This is a genomic window from Aliiglaciecola sp. NS0011-25, assembly GCF_040370605.1.
GTDB classification, from domain to species: Bacteria; Pseudomonadota; Gammaproteobacteria; order Enterobacterales; family Alteromonadaceae; genus Aliiglaciecola; species Aliiglaciecola lipolytica_A.
Window position 1 is genome coordinate 136183 of sequence record NZ_BAABWR010000009.1, and the last position, 22121, is coordinate 158303.

The 22121-nt window shown below is 43.6% G+C and carries 14 protein-coding genes; all 14 read right to left on the bottom strand.

From position 1 onward, the window contains the following. Nucleotides 1-12 precede the first annotated feature (12 nt). The gene (locus ABWV72_RS09795) at nt 13-4275 is read right to left on the bottom strand and encodes a hypothetical protein (protein WP_353370281.1); all 4263 of its coding nucleotides are present in this window, start codon (nt 4273-4275) and stop codon (nt 13-15) included. After that, a complete protein-coding gene (locus ABWV72_RS09800) occupies nt 4272-5687 on the bottom strand; it encodes a hypothetical protein (RefSeq protein WP_353370283.1) in 1416 nt (471 codons plus the stop codon). The genes ABWV72_RS09795 and ABWV72_RS09800 overlap by 4 nt, the downstream gene beginning before the upstream one ends. Before the next feature lie 19 nt (nt 5688-5706). Further along, nucleotides 5707-7764, bottom strand: a complete 2058-nt coding sequence (locus tag ABWV72_RS09805) for an ATP-binding protein (protein ID WP_353370285.1) — start codon at nt 7762-7764, stop codon at nt 5707-5709. Further along, nucleotides 7757-9325, bottom strand: coding sequence for a hypothetical protein (locus ABWV72_RS09810; protein WP_353370287.1), 1569 nt, complete (start codon nt 9323-9325; stop codon nt 7757-7759). The genes ABWV72_RS09805 and ABWV72_RS09810 overlap by 8 nt, the downstream gene beginning before the upstream one ends. Continuing rightward, a complete protein-coding gene (locus ABWV72_RS09815; RefSeq protein ID WP_353370289.1) occupies nt 9325-11559 on the bottom strand; it encodes a phage tail protein in 2235 nt (744 codons plus the stop codon). Before ABWV72_RS09815 ends, ABWV72_RS09810 begins: the two co-directional genes overlap by 1 nt. Beyond that, nucleotides 11559-13748 carry a putative baseplate assembly protein gene (locus ABWV72_RS09820; protein WP_353370291.1) on the bottom strand — a complete coding sequence of 730 codons (2190 nt, stop codon included), beginning with the start codon at nt 13746-13748 and terminating at the stop codon, nt 11559-11561. Before ABWV72_RS09820 ends, ABWV72_RS09815 begins: the two co-directional genes overlap by 1 nt. Before the next feature lie 6 nt (nt 13749-13754). Beyond that, nucleotides 13755-14156: a GPW/gp25 family protein gene (locus tag ABWV72_RS09825; protein ID WP_216046989.1), complete on the bottom strand. Its 402-nt coding sequence runs from the start codon at nt 14154-14156 to the stop codon at nt 13755-13757. Then, complete coding sequence (locus tag ABWV72_RS09830) at nt 14153-15997, bottom strand: hypothetical protein (protein WP_353370294.1); 1845 nt, start codon at nt 15995-15997, stop codon at nt 14153-14155. The genes ABWV72_RS09825 and ABWV72_RS09830 overlap by 4 nt, the downstream gene beginning before the upstream one ends. A 7-nt stretch (nt 15998-16004) precedes the next feature. Then, nucleotides 16005-16664, bottom strand: a complete 660-nt coding sequence (locus ABWV72_RS09835; protein ID WP_216046991.1) for a phage baseplate assembly protein V — start codon at nt 16662-16664, stop codon at nt 16005-16007. A gap of 62 nt (nt 16665-16726) precedes the next feature. Next, nucleotides 16727-17803, bottom strand: a complete 1077-nt coding sequence (locus tag ABWV72_RS09840; RefSeq protein WP_353370296.1) for a phage late control D family protein — start codon at nt 17801-17803, stop codon at nt 16727-16729. Then, nucleotides 17796-17966 (bottom strand): hypothetical protein, encoded by a 171-nt coding sequence (locus tag ABWV72_RS09845; protein ID WP_216046993.1) that lies wholly within the window; start codon nt 17964-17966, stop codon nt 17796-17798. The genes ABWV72_RS09840 and ABWV72_RS09845 overlap by 8 nt, the downstream gene beginning before the upstream one ends. Further along, nucleotides 17963-19450, bottom strand: coding sequence for a CIS tube protein (locus ABWV72_RS09850; RefSeq protein ID WP_353370298.1), 1488 nt, complete (start codon nt 19448-19450; stop codon nt 17963-17965). The genes ABWV72_RS09845 and ABWV72_RS09850 overlap by 4 nt, the downstream gene beginning before the upstream one ends. 39 nt (nt 19451-19489) lie before the next feature. Next, a complete protein-coding gene (locus ABWV72_RS09855; RefSeq protein WP_303499735.1) occupies nt 19490-20026 on the bottom strand; it encodes a phage tail protein in 537 nt (178 codons plus the stop codon). After that, the gene (locus ABWV72_RS09860; protein WP_353370300.1) at nt 20026-22101 is read right to left on the bottom strand and encodes a phage tail sheath family protein; all 2076 of its coding nucleotides are present in this window, start codon (nt 22099-22101) and stop codon (nt 20026-20028) included. The genes ABWV72_RS09855 and ABWV72_RS09860 overlap by 1 nt, the downstream gene beginning before the upstream one ends. Nucleotides 22102-22121 lie beyond the last annotated feature (20 nt).

Below are 22121 nucleotides of genomic sequence, written 5' to 3' on the forward strand. Positions count from 1 at the left end.
ACCTAATTTTGACTAATTAAGATTTAACAACAATTTTTTATCCATGTTCTTTTCCGCTAACGTTGGCGTGCGGGCTTTAATTGTCGCCATTCGTGTTGCTAGCCCTGCTTCTTGCAATACTTTTTTTAACGCCCTAGCTTGCTTATCTGCGGTTTTTACCGATGCCGCTGAATCATCTTTACTGACTAATTCGATGGTTTTTATTTGGGTTGAGCTTTCAGTTAAATTTTTTATTTCCTTCTCTAATGCTGCATCGCGAATTACCTCGTTATTATCGTCAAACCTAACCACGCGGGCTAAATCTCCCGGTACCACACCGATGATTAGACTCGGCGTTATTATAACGAAGGTGATCACCGGACAATTGCTCGGAAATGAAGTGCGTTGACTCGCCATTATAGAATGATTTGGCGCGTCACTTAGGTTAAGCAACTCAGCTATAACTTCATTCTGACGTTTAGTTTGATCCACATTCGGTTTATATTCAAAATTGCCGTGGGCAACAACAATAGGTTTAATGCTGGAATAAAATGAAATTGCACTACCATTATTTAGAAGTTCCCGTAAGGCAATATTTGTGCTCAAGTGTGACTGCCAATTGTTCATAAACAATTGACGAGAACTCGCTTCAGGTTGATTAGTGTCCCAGTAAAATTGCATTGAATTAAGCTCATAATAAGCGGCTTGGTTACTTCCAACCCCAGTATCAAAATCAATTAGAATTTGATCTAATGCAGTTCTTTGCGCTTCATCGACTTGTTGGCCGGGAATGATTTCAATATCAAAGTCCGAGGATGTGACTAGATACACTTGATGGCACTGCGTAGCACTTAACAGTACAGAGGCTTTTTGACACTCACCAAACATGCCTCTAGGTATGGTTAACGTGTCCATATTTTCATCAGGCTCATCCGTCGCTATTCCCAACGTGTTAACAATAGTGTTGGTTTGTTCACGGGTAATTTGCGCGTTATCCTTATCTTCTGAGGGGTGAATGGCACCAGCATGAGTAATGATATAATTCCCAGCTTCCAGCCAAATATCTTTTAAATTAGCAACTTGATGCTCTGAAATGAAATCACCTGTGCCCTTTTTAAACAGTGGCTGCACATTTAATTTTTTATCATTGTTACTATCAAATACACTGTCTAAGGTGATATTTGAACCCGGCACATATTTCGATACAAATTGGTTAATCCTAATCAGTACTTCTTCAGGATTAGACGTCAGAACGTGGTATACAGTATGACAATCAGTTGCTATTTGTTGCTGCTGTTGCTGAACAAAATACACTATAGCGCCATCTCTTTCGCCGGCATTTAGAGACGACGGTAGTGTTTGTTTCACCACGACTGGAATTCCTGTGGCAAAATTGCTCACATCATCAAGTACCGCGTTAGTGCTATTGACTCGAGAAGTAGCAATCGCATCCCCTTCACTCACCACGTCACCAGCACTTGCAATAGCGGCTATTAACACTTGCGCCTGACTGGTTACTGCACTTTTCCATGCTTCTTGTAAGGCTTTATGAGCAGTATTTATCACCGCTGAACTGGCTGAGAACTGCACATCAACGACAGGTTTTGCATTGGCGATTGTCCTTTCGAACGTCCGTTCCATTGACGCTAGTAGCTTTTCTGTATCCGCATCGGCGGCAACTTCCACAAGATAGATCTGGTATAGTCGCGTTTCCTGAAACACCTCTGGAATAGATCCTCCTTCACATGCTTTAGTCCGTCTTCGATGGAATAAAACCCACGGATATTGTCCCTTAACCACAAGTTCGTTGGGAACTTTTTCCGGTGGCGGGAATAAGAGATGACTGGCAGTTTCGACAAATCCTTGATTATTCAGAGCGCCTGCGATTTGGTTTAATGCAAGCAATGACTTGTTGTAAAAAAGATTACCTGGGATTAACACCCTTTCATCAGGTACAAATTTACCTGACAAAAAGTTACCTTGTGTCGGCGTTCCATTTACAACCGTGCTGATTTGACCGACTACTTCACATTCACCTGCAGCATTCCATATTTGCGAATAGGTCATATCAACTAAATCAGAGTTACCAAAAAGTGAGGGGCTAGGTATGTTAATCACAATATTTGAACCGAACTCAGTGGTTTCTCGACTTAATATAATATCGTCATTGAGGTTAGCGCCCGTCACTTGATTTATAGGTGTTCCGTCAAGTGTTGTGGTGTATTGCAATGTGCTGTTGCCCACAAACCGGCCATTTAATTTTTTGGTTTCATTGCGCTGGGAAATAGTTTCGATAATCACCTGCCCAGTGATGTTCAGCTCAATAATGATATCCAGAGCAACATCGCGATCGTTGCCTGTGTAGCGCAAGCTCATCTCCATTATAAAGCGCGCAGACACTTGCGCCCTAGCACCTGAGTTTAGGGAAAATACATCTTTATCAGATTGCATCTGTCCCCATAAATTCATGTCTGCATTTACTTTTTGACCTTCAAATGTGGTCGAAGCAGAATTTTCGGCTGCCAAATAAAAAGCTAATTTGTTGTCACTATTTTCGGCTCTAGCAGCACCGGTCATGTCTTTACCAAAATCAAATTGCTGAGCAGATAAGATAGTGTCGCTGGCATTAAGGTTAGACCTCTTTGAAGCAGAATGTAAAACCATTTCATCACGGATACTATTTTTGTCCAAAGTGCCTTTAAAGGCATCCGCAACTAAGTGCAACATCATGCCAAGACCAGCATCGGATGAGTCAATGTGCGCTTGAAATCCAGGTTGAATTTGCGCTTGTTCTAAGAGGTTAATCTGCCCCTCAGGAACCAATATATCGACCTCTTGAATATTTGCAGCATTATCCAGACCAGAGAGCAGACATATGCGCTGCATATGTTGTGCTTCCTCTAAAGCATGATGAACAAAGTCTTCGCGAACTGCGCAAAAGCGCAAATCTACGCCCTTGCCCATTAATTGATAAACTTGCTGATTAATCGATAAGTCAGAGTCTGCTACCACTGGCAAATAACCAGCACTGGGTAATTCAACAATGCCGCAATCAATTAATAATTGTTGGCTTATTTGACTACTTCCTACCGCTTGCAACCTGTCGATGCTAACCCGCAATGCATCCACATCTAAAGTGGCAATACTGACTTGCGATTCTATACTGGCTTTGGGTAATTTTTCAATTTGGGTAAGCTTTGCAGACATGTCCGTGTAGTAAGACAACAAACGTTGCATGTCTGCTGCGGCGCTTTTAAGTAAGGCTTTTTCATCCGCACAGGGATCATGGGTAACGGGGAGATCAAGGGGATCAAAACTGCCTAGACAATCCCTCAATTGACATTGGAATTGTAATATCTGTGCCAGATAAATTTGCCAGTTGCGCATGCCCATTCTAGCCGCCCAATATTGCTGAGCCGGAGGTACTATGCGCTCACGGCGAACGCCCCAAGCATCTAAGAACACCACTGTTTCACCAATTTTTGATAACATGCCAATGGCGATACCTTCGCCACTTAATCCTTCGGCTCCCAAACACCAAGTCGCGGCGTTGAGTCCTTGTTGGCTGATAAGTGATGAAATGGCATTCTTTTCTTGCTCGAAATAAGCACTCACAGTACGTGAGCGAAGATGTTTTTGGGCCAAGCTAACATGAGTGGAACTTTTAAGTGCTTCAGTTAATGTAAGGGGCACAGCTCGAATACTTAAGCCTTCAACGATATGAGTGCGCTGGGTACTGCTTATGCACGCCTCCGAGCATAATTTACCGTAAACGTCTTCTTCACCGCAGTAGGCTTCTAAATGATACAAAACAATCAAATACAATTCTTGATTGGCAAGTACGTTGTTTGAACCTGTATCGGATTTGCGCAACTCACAGGTTTTAAAGTCACTGCTAATGAACTCACTGGATTTAGCCTTTGCCGTGGATGTATTTTGAGTTTGAACCAGCAATTGGCCTAACCCAACTTCGATATCCTGACTTAACACCAACGCTCTGCCTTGCCAGTCATATCCGAGCCCAGCGCTGATCGCTATCTGTTGGCCAGAAGCAAGGGTACAGTCAAAGCCATTTACAATACCACCACCGGCTGCCTGATTGGACAAACGTATTTGGTTCAACAATGCAGCTTGTTCTAATTGCAGATCAGGAGCACGTAGAAACTTACCATCAAAATAATTTAAACGAGTGAGTGAACTAGAACTGTCAATAACATTGTGTCCGCTAGCGTTGGCCTGTCCAGCGGCATTACTCGATATTTTACTACTCACATTGGAAGGTTTAAGACTACTCATGATCCGCTCCTTGTTTTAAACATGTAGATAAAATCATTGCCCTGATAAGCGCTACCTGCAGGGCTGTCGATGCCTCCTGCTAAAGGGATGCGATTACGCCCTAAAATCGGCGTCTCTCCCGTCCCTTTAACAATCAATCTCACAAGCACACCAGCTGGGGCATCACGCAGTTCTATCTGCAAACGATTTTCCGTACTTTGGTAAGAAACACGTTTGATATCGCAGTTCACCCAACCATCTCGAGTATCAAAAGCCGTCACACTAATTCCTTTAACGTCGACACTGGCTTTCATTAAGGGGGAACCAACAACTGTCATATTGATAAACTCGCTGTCTTGCATAGCAACGCTTTGTGAATCAATTCGAGGACCACCAGCATCATCTTCTGGCGTCGCAGAAATATTAGCGACTGACTCCTGTGTTGGATGGCAACTACCGCACAATAAGTCTTGAATAGTTGTGGTAGGCAATATATAGGGCCGCACAAATGGATCGACTTCCCCCTCTATCAGTTGCCACCCTTGTTCGTTTTTATGCAACCTTAAACCATGTAAATTTGCTAACAGCACTTTGCAAGGTGGTGGCTGAGGAAAACTGCCAAATTGGCTACTGCCAACGCTACTTTGTGGTCTGATATCAATGCCATCTAACACCGCAAAATGATTAAACCAATGTTGGCACAGCGCAGCTTTATCGCTGGGTTCAGCTGCCAGTATCTGTGCTTTGGCTTGCAAAACATCCGCGTCACTTTCTAAAATGATTCCGTCATCATCTTCTCTGGCCTCAACCAAACCAAATAGTAAATTCAAGCGATAATAGTCAGTGCTTGCAGACTGCTGATACCCACCTGGTGACAAATACACTTTGACAGTCTCGACAACCCGAGAATAAGCCGTTGAGGTGCTGCTTGCATCACAGCTTTCGCTCAGTGCCGGCACTTGGCGACTTAAACAGCCATGAAATTCCAAGGTCACATGGGCGTCAAATATCACGTCACCGCTTTCTTCATCCACAGTGACGACCTGTTGCAGTGCAACCTCGTCTTGATTGGCTTGATACCAGGCAGCTAAATTTAAGCACGCAGCCTGTTCTAAAAGTAATTCTCGGCCTGCGGCATCCATGGCCAAACCAGAGGTAACTTTTACTTCTCCCAAGAACCGGGTTTGCTCAGAATCTTCACTATCCGCTTGCGGCAAACTCACATCTAGGCCCCACACAACGCCCTGCCCGTGCAACCAAGCATTGTGATACCACATTTTGCCACGATGGTAGGCATCTAAAGTTTGAAAATCGTCGACCCCTAGGAGCATGCCAAAATGCACATACAGAGATCGAAACGGATCCACTGGCAACATTTGCTTAGATAAACCAGCAGTGCCAAATGTTTGATTCACTAATGCTTCTGCGCTCACAATATTTCTCCAATAATCCTTATGATGGGTTCACTTCTCTGAAGGCCTTGCCGGTTTTTTCAAACTCTTTGCGAACAGCCATAATGAAGTGCTCTTGTTGTATATCTTGTTGCTGTTGCGCTGCAGAAAAAGCAGCAGCAACGGCAGCATTTCTAATTTCTCCACCGACCAACGGAAATAAAGAGGCCAGTTGAGTAAAATTCACATCTGCGTTTAAGGGCGCAGTTTGTGGAACATGACAACGCCATAAGTGTTCCCTATCGGTCACATTGGGCTCACGAAAATCCACGATAAAATCAAGTCGACGAATGAACGCCACATCGATGTTATTTCTAAAGTTCGTGGCTAAAATTGTCATCCCGTCATACGCCTCTAAACGGGTTAACAAATAAGCCGTTTCAAGATTTGCATATCGGTCGTGGGAATCTGTTACCTCTGTTCGTCTGCCAAAAATGGCATCCGCCTCATCAAACAATAAAACCGCCTGAGACTGCTCGGCAAAACTAAAGACTTTTGCCAAGTTTTTTTCGGTTTCTCCAATCCACTTAGAGACCACGGCTGCCAAATCGACAACCAGCAAATCAACCTGCAGTTCATTTGCCAATACTTCAGCAGATAGGGTTTTTCCAGTACCGGGGACACCAGAAAAAAGCATCCGTACTCCTTTAGCTCCTCTTCGGTTTTGCAAAAACTGCCATTCATCTAACACCTTGTATTGTAATTTCAAACGACCAATGGCTTCTCGAAGCTGCTGTAATTTAGTCTCTGGTAACACTAAATCTGACCATCCTAACCTCGGCGTCACTCGTTTAATTCCTTGCGGTAACAGCGCGCCAGAATACTGCTTAAATGCATGACTAATGTCGCTCAGTGAGTGTTTTTTTTGTGTTGATTGATGTAATGAACGCCAACTTTTGACCCGCTGCATTGCGTGATAAGGATCAAGTGGAAACCAAGAGGCAAGCTGTCCAGCGTCAGATGCAAACTCGGGTAACAACGTCTGCCACATAAGCAAAAGTTCGTTGTGTTCAAGGCGTTGCACGGGAAGATCTAGTTTAATACAGCCAGATTCGATGATATTGATATTGCTAGTTGCGCAAATGATCACACAAGGACAAAATTGATTGAGCACACCTAAATGCAATGCGGTGGTGCTGCGTTGACTGTCGTAAAGTAAAATAGGGACAGCAGCAGACAATACACAATGACATGCCAATTGTTTATATTCTTGCTGGCTAAATTGGTCGTTAAGTTGCACCACTACGGATTTACGCTTTGTTTCTTCTAGTAATGCTAATGCGCGGTTCAAACTGACTAAATTATCCATATCTTGAATCATAATATGGGATTCAAGTGAGTTCGAAATACACCGCTTTGCATCTTCAACAATCGCCGTTTGTAACCACTTAGACAATCCTAGGAAACAACTCTGGATATTCAAAGCAGGCGTCTGTAAAAAGCAAGACTTTCCGGTATTTATTGCATACCAAGTATTGGCGTTAACCATAATTGATTGGGTGAAAATTGGCGCTTGATCTGACATTTCCACAATCCCAAGGTCGAACAAAACCGACTCATTTAAACAATTACACAAAGATTCTCGGAGTGGCTGATCAGTGCACACCAATTTTGCTAACAGTGCAGCTGTGGGATAAGGCTGTTGCCGCGGGTGTAAAGAACAAAACAGATTTGCAAAACCTTCATGTTCTTGTGCCATTCCACCTAGTACTAACAACTGTATTTCCAATTGCGAAAGATTCAAGCCAAGGACTAGACGAGACAAAGCACTTTGTGCGGAAGTTGTTTCAGATGCATTTGAGTGAGCTTGTTGCACGCTTTTTTTGTAATCGTCGATGGACTGCAAATAGCTATGCAAAAAGTCCACTCCAGATTGAATGTAGGTATCATCTTTACTAAAATTCACCTCTAACAACTGAATTAAGTTATTGGTGAGAAATACTACTTGTTCTAGCACAGGGCCTCTGCACTCGGCCGATGGCTCAGTACCAAGAACAGAATCAAATAAAGGAACAGGTTGCTTAGCGACGCCCGCTAAATAATGTAATGAGTCATTCATAATAAAACTTCACTACGTAACCTAACCATGGCACATAATCAGGATTCAAATCTAAACCTGCAGCACGGATTTGCGTATCAATCGCATCCATTTCAAATACAATGTTTACCCATCCGGCTTGATACTCTATCCGTGCATTACGCTGACATAACCAGTCAAATGTCTTGCTCACGTTGTTGTTCAAAGGTTTAGTTAAGCTTGTGTATATTGCTAATTTAATTTTCTCGGCAAAGATTTGATAGTCAGCCTTATCCTCAGTGCTGATAGCACAATCATCATCTAGAGTAGGCTCAAACACCATTAATTCACCACTGAATACGTTAAGCGCAGGATCGAATGTCCCTTGTGGCTGTAGATATTGGCCCAATAGGTTTAATTGCTGAATAAGTGGGTAAGGTTTATCCACTAAAGTGGCTAATTGTTGTTGCCATTTTGGCTGTTTAAGAATATTCAATACATACAAAATTCCAGCAAAGCTGCTTAACAGCGCCACTTTTTCTGCACTTAGCACGGAAATAGGTTCTGCCTGACGAAAAACAGTGAAGTTATTGTCATTCTGCTGTTTAGTCGCTTGCAGGCTATTTGGTTGGTTATGTTGGTGGTTGAAAGGAAATGCGGTGGAAACGACTCCAGCCACCGTTTTAATTTCCTCAACTAATTGCATCACGTAGGCAGTTAAACTCTGATTATTGGAAATAACCTTACGAACACCACTACCCGACCATTCCGATAAAACGCCGGAAAATAGTAAACACTTAATATCATCCACATTCAGTTTTGTTATTTTATTAAGGTCAATTCCTGAATGTCCGTTATTTAACTGCATGCTTAAGTAACCTTTGATCCATTCAGGCAACAGTGTAATTTCATCAATACGACGATTACTCTGTGACGCTAAATAGCGGCGAAAGGTAACAACAAGGCCTGACCAATTAATCTCTACATGGCTGTTGATATGCGCTGTAATAGACACCCAATTTGGCGTAAATTCTAACAATCCATCAATCAGTTTCAGGGCATCATCAAACTCAATAATTCTTCGTGCAATTAAAATCTCTAGTCGGCCCTCAACAGCGAGTCCAATTAACACCGCTTTGAGCAGAGTTGGTTGCCTAATTAGATAGGCCAGCCATTGTGATTTCGCTTCTTGCAGGTTTAGGCTAGATTGAGAGACAATCCCCATTTGATGCCATGCCCAAACATGACTAAGTTGTTGCGCTGCCAAATCAATAGCAACGGATTTAAGGGCTTCAACTTTTGAGCGATAATGAATCCATTTTTTAGCGTCAGCAGTTGCAAATAACTTCTGTAAAGATGATTCAAGCTCGATTAGCCAACATTCAAATATCTCAACATCAGTTTTGCTGTTATCAAAATCGATGGGCAGATACCAATTGCGAATACAGATTATATCTCTTTGTGAATATCCACTGTGCAATAACGCCAAATCAACGTACTCACGTAATAATTGTTCGGTGAGGTAATCTAATCTCGCCTTGTAAGTGCGTTGAGAGGCGCTTAACTGATAACGACGCAATACTTGATTGATTTGAATGTCCATCAGCCAACCCTCGAGTCAAAACCCACTTGACTATTACCGATTATGGTTCCAGATTTGGCCTGCCCCAACACATCAGTTGTACCCAGAATCGATTTGCCAATTTGCAATTGTCCAAATCCTGAACTTTGACCAACCACCGAAGACATACCTAAATGCAAGCCAGTTCCCACCCTCATACCTGAGTCAACGGAACATATATCGAAAACCGTATGCGCTGGACGATGAACCTCTAAAATATGTTCAATTACAGCACGCTTTTCTTCATCTAGAATTAGCGGCACAATGACGCTGAATTTATGGGCGTGCAGTGCTATTGCATCAGAATAGCTAAAGGACGATCGTACATCTGCAGCATTCGAATCTTGCTCATTGATAACACTGGTAGTATCAGCCTCCCCTAATTTTCCGCCAATCCGAAAGCCCGCGCCAAGAATCGAATTTGCCGCTAGGGAATCATCTTCACCGACAAATGCACCACCTAAACCGCGCACCTGATAATGCTCAATAATGGTGATATCACGCTGTAAATAAATTTCGATAAAACGCTTTAATCCAGCGACAGTACCGCGATATTTAAATAGCCACATTGCGTGTTTAATGATCTGTCTTTGGGTTGTTTCAGGCCAACGATTGTCAAGCTCTATTCCAAGTAAACTGCTAAGCCAAGGCAATACAGATATTGGTGAGCAAAGTGGATCGAGTAAACAATGGCGCGTATCCGAACGTTGATCAAGTTCATCAAAATTAGTGTTTAATAAGGTTAAATATCGATGTAAAAAGTCACTTGCAGTCCCTTGCTCTGAAAAAACACGGGGTAAACGTCGTAATAAATCCAGCGCAGGATATTCCACCCGAATATTTTTGATCTTAGGTGATGCATGTGATTTTCCAAAGAGATCGATGACTAACCAAAGATAGCGCCCTGGCGGCGCATTAACCGGTGCTTCATAGGTCCGCCAAGGTTCGTCGCTAAACGACCAAGGTAATTCTCGGTTTTGACTACGTCTATGCAATTTTTGACTAACTAACACTTCATTTACCGCTAATTTAGATGGCAGCGGCGGCGTTAGATCAGGTCTGGTTAATTCATACTCTCCAATATTTTGTGGTGCAGTGGCGTCTACTTGGGGACCATTTAAATGTTCATCACTAACAATGTAACCCAGTTTTATAGAGGTCCCAACTGGCAAACAGGCATCAATGAATATCCTACCCCAGCGACGCTGCATTTCATTATTATCGAGCCTAAAACACACTATGCGACCTTGGCTGCTATATTGAGTTTTGGCCACAGTTGCATACATCAACCCTTTAGCAGACCAATAAACCACTTTGCCAAAGGGGTCTAATGCAATGCCCCGTCCGTCATAATAAGGAGCTTGCAGGTGAGGCATTTGCGCAATACTGTTGGGAGTGATTCTAAACCGCTGAAAATCAGCATTTGGCGCGGCAGACACAACAATCATATTATCGTCAGTAGCTAAAATATCACTGGCAAATGGGACGTCAATTAATTCATTTTCGCCATCTATCGCCCATAGCACCGCAGACTCCTCGCCTGCGCCTAATAATACGAAGATGCGGCCATCTGTATCGACTGTCACACTATTGATAGCTAAATCACTGACATCATTGGGAAACTTAAGATCCATTTCAATTGGCATACTAGTGGCGTCAAATCTGACTAAGCTAGTAGATTGATTGAGCTGATTGCCCATATCCGGGGGTGTCACAGGCGACACAACAACAAATACTTGTTGGCCGTCACCACGAATGACACTGGGGGTGCCGTCGAGATGAACACTGCGCAATAATGTATTGTCAATTAGATCAAATATTAAGATCCGCTGATTGCCGCTATCAGCAATAAATAGTCGTCCTTTTTTATCCACAGCAAGACCGATAGGAAGACTTAAATCAGATTGCACTTGCTGACCAACAAATTCACCATAAACCTGTTGCGATCTATGAAACAGAGATTTAGCCAAACTTGGCTGGCGCTTTTCAGTCCATAATAATTTATTAATCCCATTGTCTTCAGGAACCGAATGATAAAGACGACACCAAGGGTCAAACGTCAGACCTGCGGGTTTCACTTTAAAAGCATGGGAATCGTGCAAGTGTTGATGATGCCAGGCCAACTGAACGATTTGTTGTTGTATATCCACACTGGTATTTTCGTGAGCGACACGCATCCACTGATCAACACCGGCAATCATGGCAAACTGAGACATCAGCACACTTCCTTAATCACTGGCACAGGCACAGCTATGGCATCAGATTCAGTGGGCGATATAATCTCTCCAGGGCTGAGCGTAATGGGGCCGTTTTCAACAGTGATAGCAATTAATTCCGGTACCTCATTCTTTTGCAGCGTAACAGTATTCGGAATTTCATTGCCTGCAGAATCCCACCCGACCAATTCCAAACCTTCTAAATATTCGACCCCTTCGACTTGATGGGCTGCGGCTTCCAATTCAGCGTTATGCACTCGACGTCCCAGCGGCCAACCATGCCCGCCTGGTCCATAAGGGGGTAAGGGCGCTAGAAATTGACGCAATGCCAGTTCCACCCAATGGCGAACGGCATCAATACCGAAGCCATTTTTCACTTTGACTCCCACAGCAATGGCAACCGGCACATACTTAGGCGGCAACACATATATTTCCGTGGTGATTAAACGTTTCGCATCTAAAAATCGACAGACACTACGAAGCTGATTATTGTTAGGAAGTGGCGCATTAGGATTGTGTTTATCTTCTTTTGGCCACACCACCACACTAACAACACCGGCAGATTCTAATTGTGGTAGTTGAGGATGATAACGGGGTAAAACTTCAGCACGAGCCAAATCCGCACCAGGTGCCTGCAGCGCTAATTCTTTAAAATCTGAACGGGTGACAGCTCGATTGCGTCTGCGCAGCTCACTGGGGATCCGCTCTAAAGCGGCTTCCAAGGTTTCTGCATCTGTACCGCCATAAGCATTAAGGGGATTACTCACTTTGACTAGCGGATTAGCAACAAGTTTGTTAATTGCTGCGGCCGCCACATTACCTACTCTGCCACCTCCGTAACGATATTGAATCACTCTTACCCGCTGACCTATTTGCACAACGGCTCCGTTAATACCTGTGCCAAAACGGATTTGTCCACCTTGCTTATCCAGCATAAAATGCCGATCACTTTCAGTGCTTGCATAAAAGCCTTCAACTTCGTGCCAGTCGGTCCAGCCTTGGGGCTCTTCAACTTGCAATCTAACTGAGTTGGCCAATACCTGTTGATGATTTAGTGCATAAACTTGATTAGGTTGGCCGTTTCCGGTGCCAATAAATTCAGACTTCCCTTGAACCGCTTGTTCAGCCAATGTGGTATTAGCGCCAATAAAGGTAATTTTACCAATGGCAGTGTCATCATTGCGAAAAGCACGCAACCAACAAATAACCCGAGATTGTGTATCGTCATCCAAAATGGGGGGGAAATCGCCAACGCCCTGCATGTTGACATCATCGAGTTGATACACCGACATATTTTGCTGTTCAGTGGGCATTTGCAAACGAACGACGCCTTCTTTTTCTAATCCGTTGGTGGTATCTCCTTGTATCTGCAACGGATAATAGATAGGTTTATTTTGACTATTAATTCGTCCCGTAGATATTTGCCAACTAACCGGACTCCCCGTAGCTTGCATCCCTTCGCCAGGACAACGAAAACGTAGTGCAAAATCGGCACTATGGTGATCAAGATCGTCCTCTAATCTAATCTCAGGAATGAAACCGATATTGAGTAAAAGAGGCGCTTTGGGATGCGCCAATAAATTTTGTTTAATCAATTCTGTTTCTGTGGCTTTTTCTGCCAATATGGCCACCCACAAAATCCCATCAACTGAGCTATTCATATCCCTGGAAAGTCCAGGCTCATCCTGCCAAATCGTTTCGGTGTGATAGGGCTGGGTTGCACCTGCATCAACACTTGCCGCTGCCTGTTGATAGAAAATACCTTCTTCGCTATCTTCATCAGGAACTTGATCGATTACCTTGAGCACACCTAGGGCAGATACCGGTAAAACATGTACTTCTTGCAAGGTGGTAAATTTCAGATCACCAGCGCTAGCTTGACTCGCTAGCTTAGCAGCAACACCTTGCGGTTCTTTTGTTGATAAAGACAGCATTGCGGTGGCTGGATACGCACTTTTTAATGGAATTTGTAACAGTCGCAAAAATTCCATTTTGGTGGAATCGGGTATTTGATTAAAACGATAGAGCAGATTTTCAGTCAAATAAGAGAATAATTCGATCAGAGCAATCCCTGGATCGCTAGGGTTATGATCCGTCCATTCGGGCGCGTAGACCGGGATACGTGCTATCAATTCATCACGGATTTGCTGATATGATCGGTCGTCTAAAATCGGTTTATTTAGGCTCATCCTTAGCTACTCCAGATAAAAGGGAAATACAAGATTTTCACGACTTCCGTCCTGAACATGAGAATATCGAATGCTGATCATTGCGACAGAGGGATCTTCGCCACCATTCACTTTGACTTCTTCGAGCTTTATTCTTGGTTCCCAACGGCTAAGCGCGCGTTCAATATCCCGCTGTATCCCAGACCAAGTAGCAGAATTATTCGGTTGCATTAAGTAACGTCGTAAACCACAGCCAAAATTAGGTCGCATAATTCGCTCCATAGGCTCAGTCTGCAAAATCATCCAAATTGACTGTCGCACTTTTTCAGCACCTTCAACATAAGCGATAGTTTTATCTGCTTGGCTAGGTTGGACTGGAAATGCCCAGCCCTTGCCTAAAAATGCCTTCAGTGGGGACGACTGGGTCATGCAGCCTCCTTGTTCAATTCAACTTTTTCAAAGTACACTAAGCCACTATCAGGAGTGGGCAGTATCCCCGCTAATTCAGGGTGTTTTACGTCTTGATACTCCGTTTGCATAGCGATAAAAATGCCCGCCAGTTCATTCAAACTGAGACTGCTTAAACCTGGGCTATCGCCACCATTTTTGATGTCAGCTCGCATGTCGTCACTGGCATTGATGCCGTTGGCTATCATTAATCCTAAGTCGTTAGCCAAAACCCCTTCATCCACGTAGGTTTTTTCGTTATCTTTTCCTTTATTTACAGTGATACTGAAATTCGGTTGATTAAATTTAGCTTCCAAATCGGGACCTTCAATGGCCACCTGAACCGCTAAATCAGCCGTAAATTCGGTCATCAGTTCGACATGAGCATCAATCGAGGCATTAAAATCTGCGCCAAAAGAACCGTCAAAATTCAAGCTGCCCACCAAGCCCGCATCAAACTGAAATGAGGGTGGAATACAAAATTTTAGTTTTAGCAAAAACCATAAATTGAAAATGAATAGCAAAATAGGTAAAAACAAACGGAATAAAAACATCGCAACAATGAAAAAAAGAAAAATCGAGAAGAAACAGATTTGCTGACCCGCACGAGTTAACGGCTCTCCGCCTTGGGGCATATCCATACTATCAGTGGCAAAGTTAAGGGACGACTCCGCTGGAGCTATAATCCGAGCACTTGCTCCTCGCCCTGCAGGGGCATTATTGACTTGATTACGAATAGCCGGTAAGTCAGGTAATTTGATATTTACCGGTCGATGGCTAGTGCCATCTAGATCAAAATGAGCAGCAATTTGATAACCTTCGGTTGCTTCACTCCAAATTACATCACCGCAACAGTCAGTGTGGTTTTTCTGAATGGGGAATTGACTATGGTGTCGACGCACAAAACAACGTATTTCATATAGATCAGCGTCATCAAACCTTGGATTATTGTTGCTATCAACATCAGCTAAACTAGTTGGTATAACGCCAAACCAAAGGGTTTTGCCATTGGCAGAGTGATTAGGATTAGTTGGATCAGCGATAAGCGGATACATGGGGATAACCTGTTCTGTAATCTGCTCAGGTGTTTCTTCAATTGGGAGCCAGTTTCCCACGCCTTTTAAATCACTGGACTTCCAACCTTGTAGTTCAATTTTAATGTCGCCGCTTTGGCTCAATTGGTCTAACTGTCCATTGGTGTCTTGCAGCTTTTCAGTGAGTTTTTCAGCCGTACCAGACTGCAAACCAGAAAATAATCGCGCGCTTTTGGTTTTTAACAGTCCACTAATATCGCTGCTCTGTTGAGATTCTTGCAACTGTGCTGTTTTTACCTGCATATTGACTTTGTTAAGGTCATTTTGCAGTTGGCTGCGTTGCTGTAATAAGGTCTCAACTTTGCCTTTTAGTTCTGGTGTGATAACTGGCACACGACGACGAACCACAAATCCTGCTTCACACACTTTGTTACGCTCGACTTGCGGGAACCCAGCCACATCACAATGTAATTCACACACCACAACATAAAAACGGCTATGGGTATTTAGGTAAAGTTTCAAAGGAGTGTGAGACTGCGCGCGCTCTATGGGAGTAATCACCTGATTAGGATCACCGCTAAAGGGCTGAACAAAGTCTTCACTATTAAAGCGCAATGAGTGCTGCGGTTCATTGACAAGATTGTTCGCAAAATTAGCATCCGCATATTTCTGAATAATAGGAGCAGAAAAGCGGTTTAAAGCCGTTTTGGTGACCGCGTAACCACCTAAAGAAGAAGGCCGATACCACGGACCAACCAATTTCCAAGGATGCTCTGATGTATTTAACATGGCAGAGTTACCATAAGTTACCTACCCCAGGAGTATAAGAAGGTGACACTACAGCGGCACTGGCGATGAGCGTTGTACAATTGATAATACCGTCAAAATTAGCCACTGGTGCGTGCACGTTAAACGCCGCAGCGTTCAATTCAACCGTAGAATTAGCGGTAATTTCGATGGCACCAGACGCTGAAAATTCGATTTTATGACCTCCTGAATGTGTCAACGTTATGGCACTCGATGCCTCATCCAATATCAGTTCATGCCCACCTGCGGTTTTTAATGTAATTTTGGCTGCTCCTTGACTATCATCAAATTTAAGTTCACTTCCCGAGCGGGTTTTTAAAGTACGAATGTTGTTTGCATCTTCAGCTTGTTCCGGTGGCACAGCCGCACCGTTCCAACAAGAACCGATAATATATGGTCGACGTAAATTACCTGCCTCAAACGCAACGACCACTTGAGAATCTACTTCAGGCATAATTTGTAAACCTTGATCATCATCCGCATAAGGTGTAGTCAACGTACTCCAAGCTTCAACATTTGAATCACTCAACCAAGGAAAACTGACTAACACTCTTCCCAAATTTTGAGGATCAACAAGATTTACCACTATCGCCGGATAAACACCGAAATAGCGTTGTCTGCCGCCATCAGGCGCATATTGATTTGTCATCTGCCACTCCTTAAATGCATGTTGTATCCTCAATTGAAAATTGTATAAATAAATCCATCTCGCTAATTAATATATGCTCGTTGAGCTTCAAAATGAGTTTGATGCCCCTCCGCCAAGGTGAATAATTGCTCCAGCTTAGTCACGTAATAACCATCTCCAGAAAACGGTGTTCCAATTTGCTCTAAAGTAATAGAGCTACCGACTACTAAATCTGCAACACCTACCGATATGGCATTGACAGTTACAAATTGCCGCGCCCTGCGTTGCATCTCAGCTATCGCCCAAACTGAAGCCTCTTCAGCTTGCAAGGGCACTTCCATTACGCGTTTGCTAATCCGTTCACCAAAGGCATTTTTCAAGATACTGACACCTGAACGCCCTGCTCCGATTTCGCTGCTAATGGCATCTTCATCTACCCACTCATCGATGGGTTGTTTTTGTGTAGCGTCATATCCAGCAACGTGCACTTTTGTTTTTTGATGGGCTAAATCTGCACTTACCCGTACCTGCATCAAATCTGTGCCTCGAATTAACGTCAAACTAGTGCCACTGCGCTTATCTCGCGTTTTAAAATGTAAGGTTTCAGCATCTACCCATACTTCTGCTTGCAGTAAACGGGCGCGCTCCCGCAAAAATGCAAGATCGCTCATATTGCACTGCTGAATTTGGTTATAAGTAGGTCCATCCGCATCCACCTCAATTTGTAAACCATGTTGGTTGGCGATTTCCTCGACAATTTGTTGATCACTCATTTCTTCGTAGGTTTTTGAGATACGAGTCATACGCAAATCCATCAATCTATCTTCCGCGCAAAAACTAAATTCTGGCTCTTGTCCTTCTTCAAAATGGATTTCCAACGCACTGATATAGCCATTAAAAATCAATCGCTGCCGGCTACCTGAACCAATGGCTACTTTCACCTGTTTGCCGAAATCCAAATAACGTCCATCTAAATACAACAAACTCTCTGCTCTTTGCCCTGCCATTGGTCCAATTGCGGTAAACCTTGCTTCAAGGGTTTTGAGTCCGTCTAGCCCCTCTTTTACACTCATGTACACCACATCTCGAATCAGTTCATTGATGTCTTCACCATCCACGTTAAATGCTGGTTTGGCGTTAAAAAATAGCGAGTCAGTCATCCAAACCTTCTGCTTTAGTTCGTTGTGATTTACTAAATTGACGTTTAATCGCTGCTTCTATTTTTTGTTGTTCTAGATAGCGCATATCCGTTTCTTGTTTACCTTGCTCACGCTCAGGTTGAACAACCACTTCAGTTACAATGCGCTCAATATAGGCGGTCATTTCATTACTCCATTACATAGACATGCACTCGATTGGCCCGAACTTGAACTCCCCTTTGACCCAGAATCAATTGCTTGTCGCTGAGTATCTTTGTGAGGTAAAGCCACCCAAGCCGGAGTCGAGGCGTTAGAACTAAAAGGGACATCTCGCGTATTGCGAGCAATGGAACTATCACGGTCTGTGTACACTTTCATAAGGCTTTGAGTTTGCGACACGCCAAATAAAGGCTCTAATGGAATGCCTTGACCATAGGTGATCGCTCTTTGATCGATAACTTCTGAGAGAACAGCAGATTCATCTGATGCTTTTGTAACACCTGTATTGTGTGCTCGAACCAGAGGGGTACGGGTAATAGACGCATTGTTATCAGTTGCAATGGCGAGATCTCGATCGGCCAAACTAACAGAACTGAACAAATCGCTATTGATACCAAATGCAGACACACTCATTTGGGTTTGCTGTTGATTCTTTTGAAATTTAACGGCATTAATCGTTGCACCAATACCACCGAGACTAGACATTGCTTTGCCCGCAGAATCAGCATCGCCTTTGTTATTTGCAGAAACCATAGAGCCGGCAATATCTGACTCTGAGGAATTGGACAAATTTAAAGCCGAAGATGCTTTTTGGTTAACATCTGAATCGGCATTTACACCACTACTAACACCTATACCAGGACTACTATCTGAGGCTGAATTAAACGCAACCTGACTGCCGGCGGCAAGATTTCCCCCTCCATTTGAGCCAGTATCCAAGCCTCGCCATGCGGCTGGGTCTACTCCCATTCTGGCAGCGAACTCAGCGCCCATTTCCCCCTCTAACGCTAAACCCACTTTTGCTCCAGCGGATAAGCCGATACCGGCACTAACACCTATACCAGCGCTAATACCTATGCCTGCAGAGACACCTAATCCCGCCCCCATACTCACACCTGCAGAGAAGCCTAAATTAGTTCCAGCTCCTGGTAATGCAGGCTTCGCTCCTGGACTTTTTGCATTGCCAGTACCGCGATTTGCAGGCTTAAAAACGATTGTCGGGTCTTGCTCTTTTATACTTAAATTAACCTTTGCTCTTAACGGATACCCGTTAGCTGCAAAGTGCTCCAGACTGACATCAATACTGTCAGCAATACCAACGACGGTAAGGTCTCCCCAGCTGAATTTAAGTTTAGGAGGCGGATCAGGATTGTTTTCCGGTGTGGATATAAATTGTTCTAACTGTTTGGTTTTTTGGCGCACCGAAACAGGCGCATTTTGACTGCCTTCATCGGCAGTATCAAAAACAAGTTCCATGCTAAGGACACGAGAGCTATTCCCCGTTTGTTGACGCACCTGTTTGGCTGCTGAACGACCGCCTTCAATTTGATTGGTAATGCGTATTTTTAATGAGGACGGATTAAATTGCACAGGAAAAGCTTCACCATCTTCGGTTTCCGCTTCATCAGCCAAGACCTTTTGTAATGTTGCTTTTACTAAATTACTCACTAATACAATCCTTATATTGTTATCACAATGCTTAAAACACTAGTCAATTAACATCCGTAAACCTTCATGGGCTAAGTGCAGTTCCTCTAATGCAACATCACCGCTTTTTGCATTGAGACTGGGGCCACTGACTTTAGTGGGCAATGCCCGGTCAAAAGCCCAAGTGGCAATAATTGGCGCATCTTTGGACGTGTTTTTTCGATGACCATAGACCTTAATAATGCCGTCATACCGAGTAACCGGTAGGCTTCCTCCCACCACCGATTGAATCCATTCCCAAACATCTGTGGCAAGTTTGTTATCGCTGTTATAAAACATGCCTCTTTTGAGCACTAGATTTTGATATTTGGCGTAACCAACTTGCTGGATTACACCATCATTTCGTCCACCTTCTTGAATCTGTTGCACGTCCATTTGTATTTCTAAACCGCTGCATTCAGCGAAGCCTCCATCTCCCAACACATCTTTACCGCTGCTATTTGCACTTGGCGAAAGATTGCTCCCAGATTCAATATTTGCAGCTTTAATTAAGCTAATTTCAAAATTGAAATTTGACAGTAGAAATCGTGTTTCCATTATTTGCTCACCATTTTCAAAGACCCATCGGCTTCGCGGCTAAACTGTAAAACGATGTATTCCAAGGGCTCTGCTGGAGCAACTCCAATATGCGCAACTAACCTCCCCGAATCGATAATTTGAGCGTTATTTAAGGTTTCATCACAACGTACAAAATAGGCCTGCTCAGGAGCTGCCCCCTGAAAGGCGCCGGCAATAAACAGTTGTTTCAAAAAACTCTCTAGTTTGAACTTCACATCTAGCCATAACGCTGGGGTATTGGGTTCGAATACCACCCACTGCATCTGTTGTAACAGCACCCTTTTCAACATCACCATTAGTCTGACCACACTGAGTTGCCTCCATTGGCGCTGCTGACTAATGGTTCTTGCGCCACTTAGCCAAATGCCGTCGCGCTGCTGCACAAAGACGTTGATACCTATTGGATGCAACTGATTATGAAAATCTTCGGAGACGTTAATTTGTAAAGAAAATACCGATTTAGCTAGTCGATTCGCAGGACCATGGGTCAATCCATGCTGTAATTCACTTGCCGCGATAACGCCAGCTGCCACCGCAGAAGGATTAATAATCTTAGGTGTGCCGCCAATTTGGCCATCGGGATTGTATTGATTCACTTTTAACCAAGGATGATATGCGGCGCAATATTCACTGTTGAACTTAGACCGCCACTGCAATATTTGTTGCGGTGTCTGCTCTGGTGGTACGTCTAGTAACACCACAAACTCTTTCAATTGACTGGCGAAATAAACGAGCTGTTGTTGCAGCGCTATTATGAGTTCTCGGTCTTGATGATCTTGCGGATCTAAGCGTAATTTAGGTAATGAAGGGAGCGCTTTGTCAACTTCCAGCAACTCAGTTTCCACTTCAAAACAAGGAGCGAAATCTGCGCCAGACAACAATTCAGGCTGAAGATTATGATCTACCTTGTCAAAAGACTCAGGCGCATATAAATCTGGTACTGCCAATAGTGAGCAATCAACTAGGTTCGCTAAACAATGTACTCCGCTGCCAAAATGCTCATCGCCAGGCACCCAACTCGTATCAAAGAAATCTGCGTGATCTATATCCTGATAACGATCTTCTCCACCACTAAACAAACAAGGATTGACGCTTAGTTGCTGCGCACTGCTTAGCGAGTCTAAGTTTTGACTAAAGGGATCCAAGGTCACTGGAACAAGCTCAGTTAACAACCAGTCAAGTTGCGGATCGACTAAATTCGACTCAGTCAATAAAACCCGTCCTAGAAAACGCGGATGACTAGGGCTGAATGCTAGTTTTATAAATTCTTCGGTTATTCCTGTTGCACTATCAATAATACTAAATTGACCTTCTACCCATTCAATTTTCGTGGGTTTACTAGGTAACGGAGCAGTACTGAAATCCAGTTTCCAAAATTCCGATGCAGCGAGGGTATTGCCTTGCCATTTGATTTGGTTGATAAAGCGATATTCTGAGAATTGCTCCTCAGGATGATGAGCATCATCATTAAGCAAGCGTAATAAACATCCACTTTCCAACCCCTGAGTTGCCGCAAAACACACTGAAGTGGTGTCACTGATGTCCCTTAAAAACTCAATAGGAGTAAAAGAAATGCCTGCCGCGGCCTTGAGTTGATTTCCCCAAATACCTTCGTTCTTTGCACTTAAACCTATGGCTAAACCATCAGCGCTCAGGTTATGAATTTGGCAAGATGCCACTGCATCAGCATTCACGATGTTGTCTGCATATTCATGGACAATCCGGCAGATGTAGGCCTCTTGACCACCTTGTTCGAAGAAATTTGCAACTGCGTAAACCAATCTTGCTGGGGATTCAAAGCCGCCATAAAGACGTCTGAACTGCTCCCAACTACTCACTTTTACAGCGACGGTTCTATCTCTAACTAACCAATTATTGGCAATTTTTTGCAAATCGAGTTCTTCATCAGAAGTAATTTGATGACGCCTTGACGGCCCCTTAGGAGCAACGCCCACAAAAGCGCACACATCCATTTTTACCTGACCCAGTTGACGCTGAGTTCGATCTGCTATGGAGATGATATTAGGTGCACCAAGTACCATGCCTAACGCCATTGAATTGCTCCTAAATTACC

Bases quoted from the DNA above. Each gene is read 5' to 3' on its own strand.
- ABWV72_RS09795 (WP_353370281.1), bottom strand. From the start codon at position 4,275: ATGAGTAGTCTTAAACCTTCCAATGTGAGTAGTAAAATATCGAGTAAT.
- ABWV72_RS09805 (WP_353370285.1), bottom strand. From the start codon at position 7,764: ATGAATGACTCATTACATTATTTAGCGGGCGTCGCTAAGCAACCTGTT.
- ABWV72_RS09810 (WP_353370287.1), bottom strand. From the start codon at position 9,325: ATGGACATTCAAATCAATCAAGTATTGCGTCGTTATCAGTTAAGCGCC.
- ABWV72_RS09815 (WP_353370289.1), bottom strand. From the start codon at position 11,559: ATGTCTCAGTTTGCCATGATTGCCGGTGTTGATCAGTGGATGCGTGTC.
- ABWV72_RS09820 (WP_353370291.1), bottom strand. From the start codon at position 13,748: ATGAGCCTAAATAAACCGATTTTAGACGACCGATCATATCAGCAAATC.
- ABWV72_RS09825 (WP_216046989.1), bottom strand. From the start codon at position 14,156: ATGACCCAGTCGTCCCCACTGAAGGCATTTTTAGGCAAGGGCTGGGCA.
- ABWV72_RS09830 (WP_353370294.1), bottom strand. From the start codon at position 15,997: ATGTTAAATACATCAGAGCATCCTTGGAAATTGGTTGGTCCGTGGTAT.
- ABWV72_RS09835 (WP_216046991.1), bottom strand. From the start codon at position 16,664: ATGACAAATCAATATGCGCCTGATGGCGGCAGACAACGCTATTTCGGT.
- ABWV72_RS09840 (WP_353370296.1), bottom strand. From the start codon at position 17,803: ATGACTGACTCGCTATTTTTTAACGCCAAACCAGCATTTAACGTGGAT.
- ABWV72_RS09845 (WP_216046993.1), bottom strand. From the start codon at position 17,966: ATGACCGCCTATATTGAGCGCATTGTAACTGAAGTGGTTGTTCAACCT.
- ABWV72_RS09855 (WP_303499735.1), bottom strand. From the start codon at position 20,026: ATGGAAACACGATTTCTACTGTCAAATTTCAATTTTGAAATTAGCTTA.
- ABWV72_RS09860 (WP_353370300.1), bottom strand. From the start codon at position 22,101: ATGGCGTTAGGCATGGTACTTGGTGCACCTAATATCATCTCCATAGCA.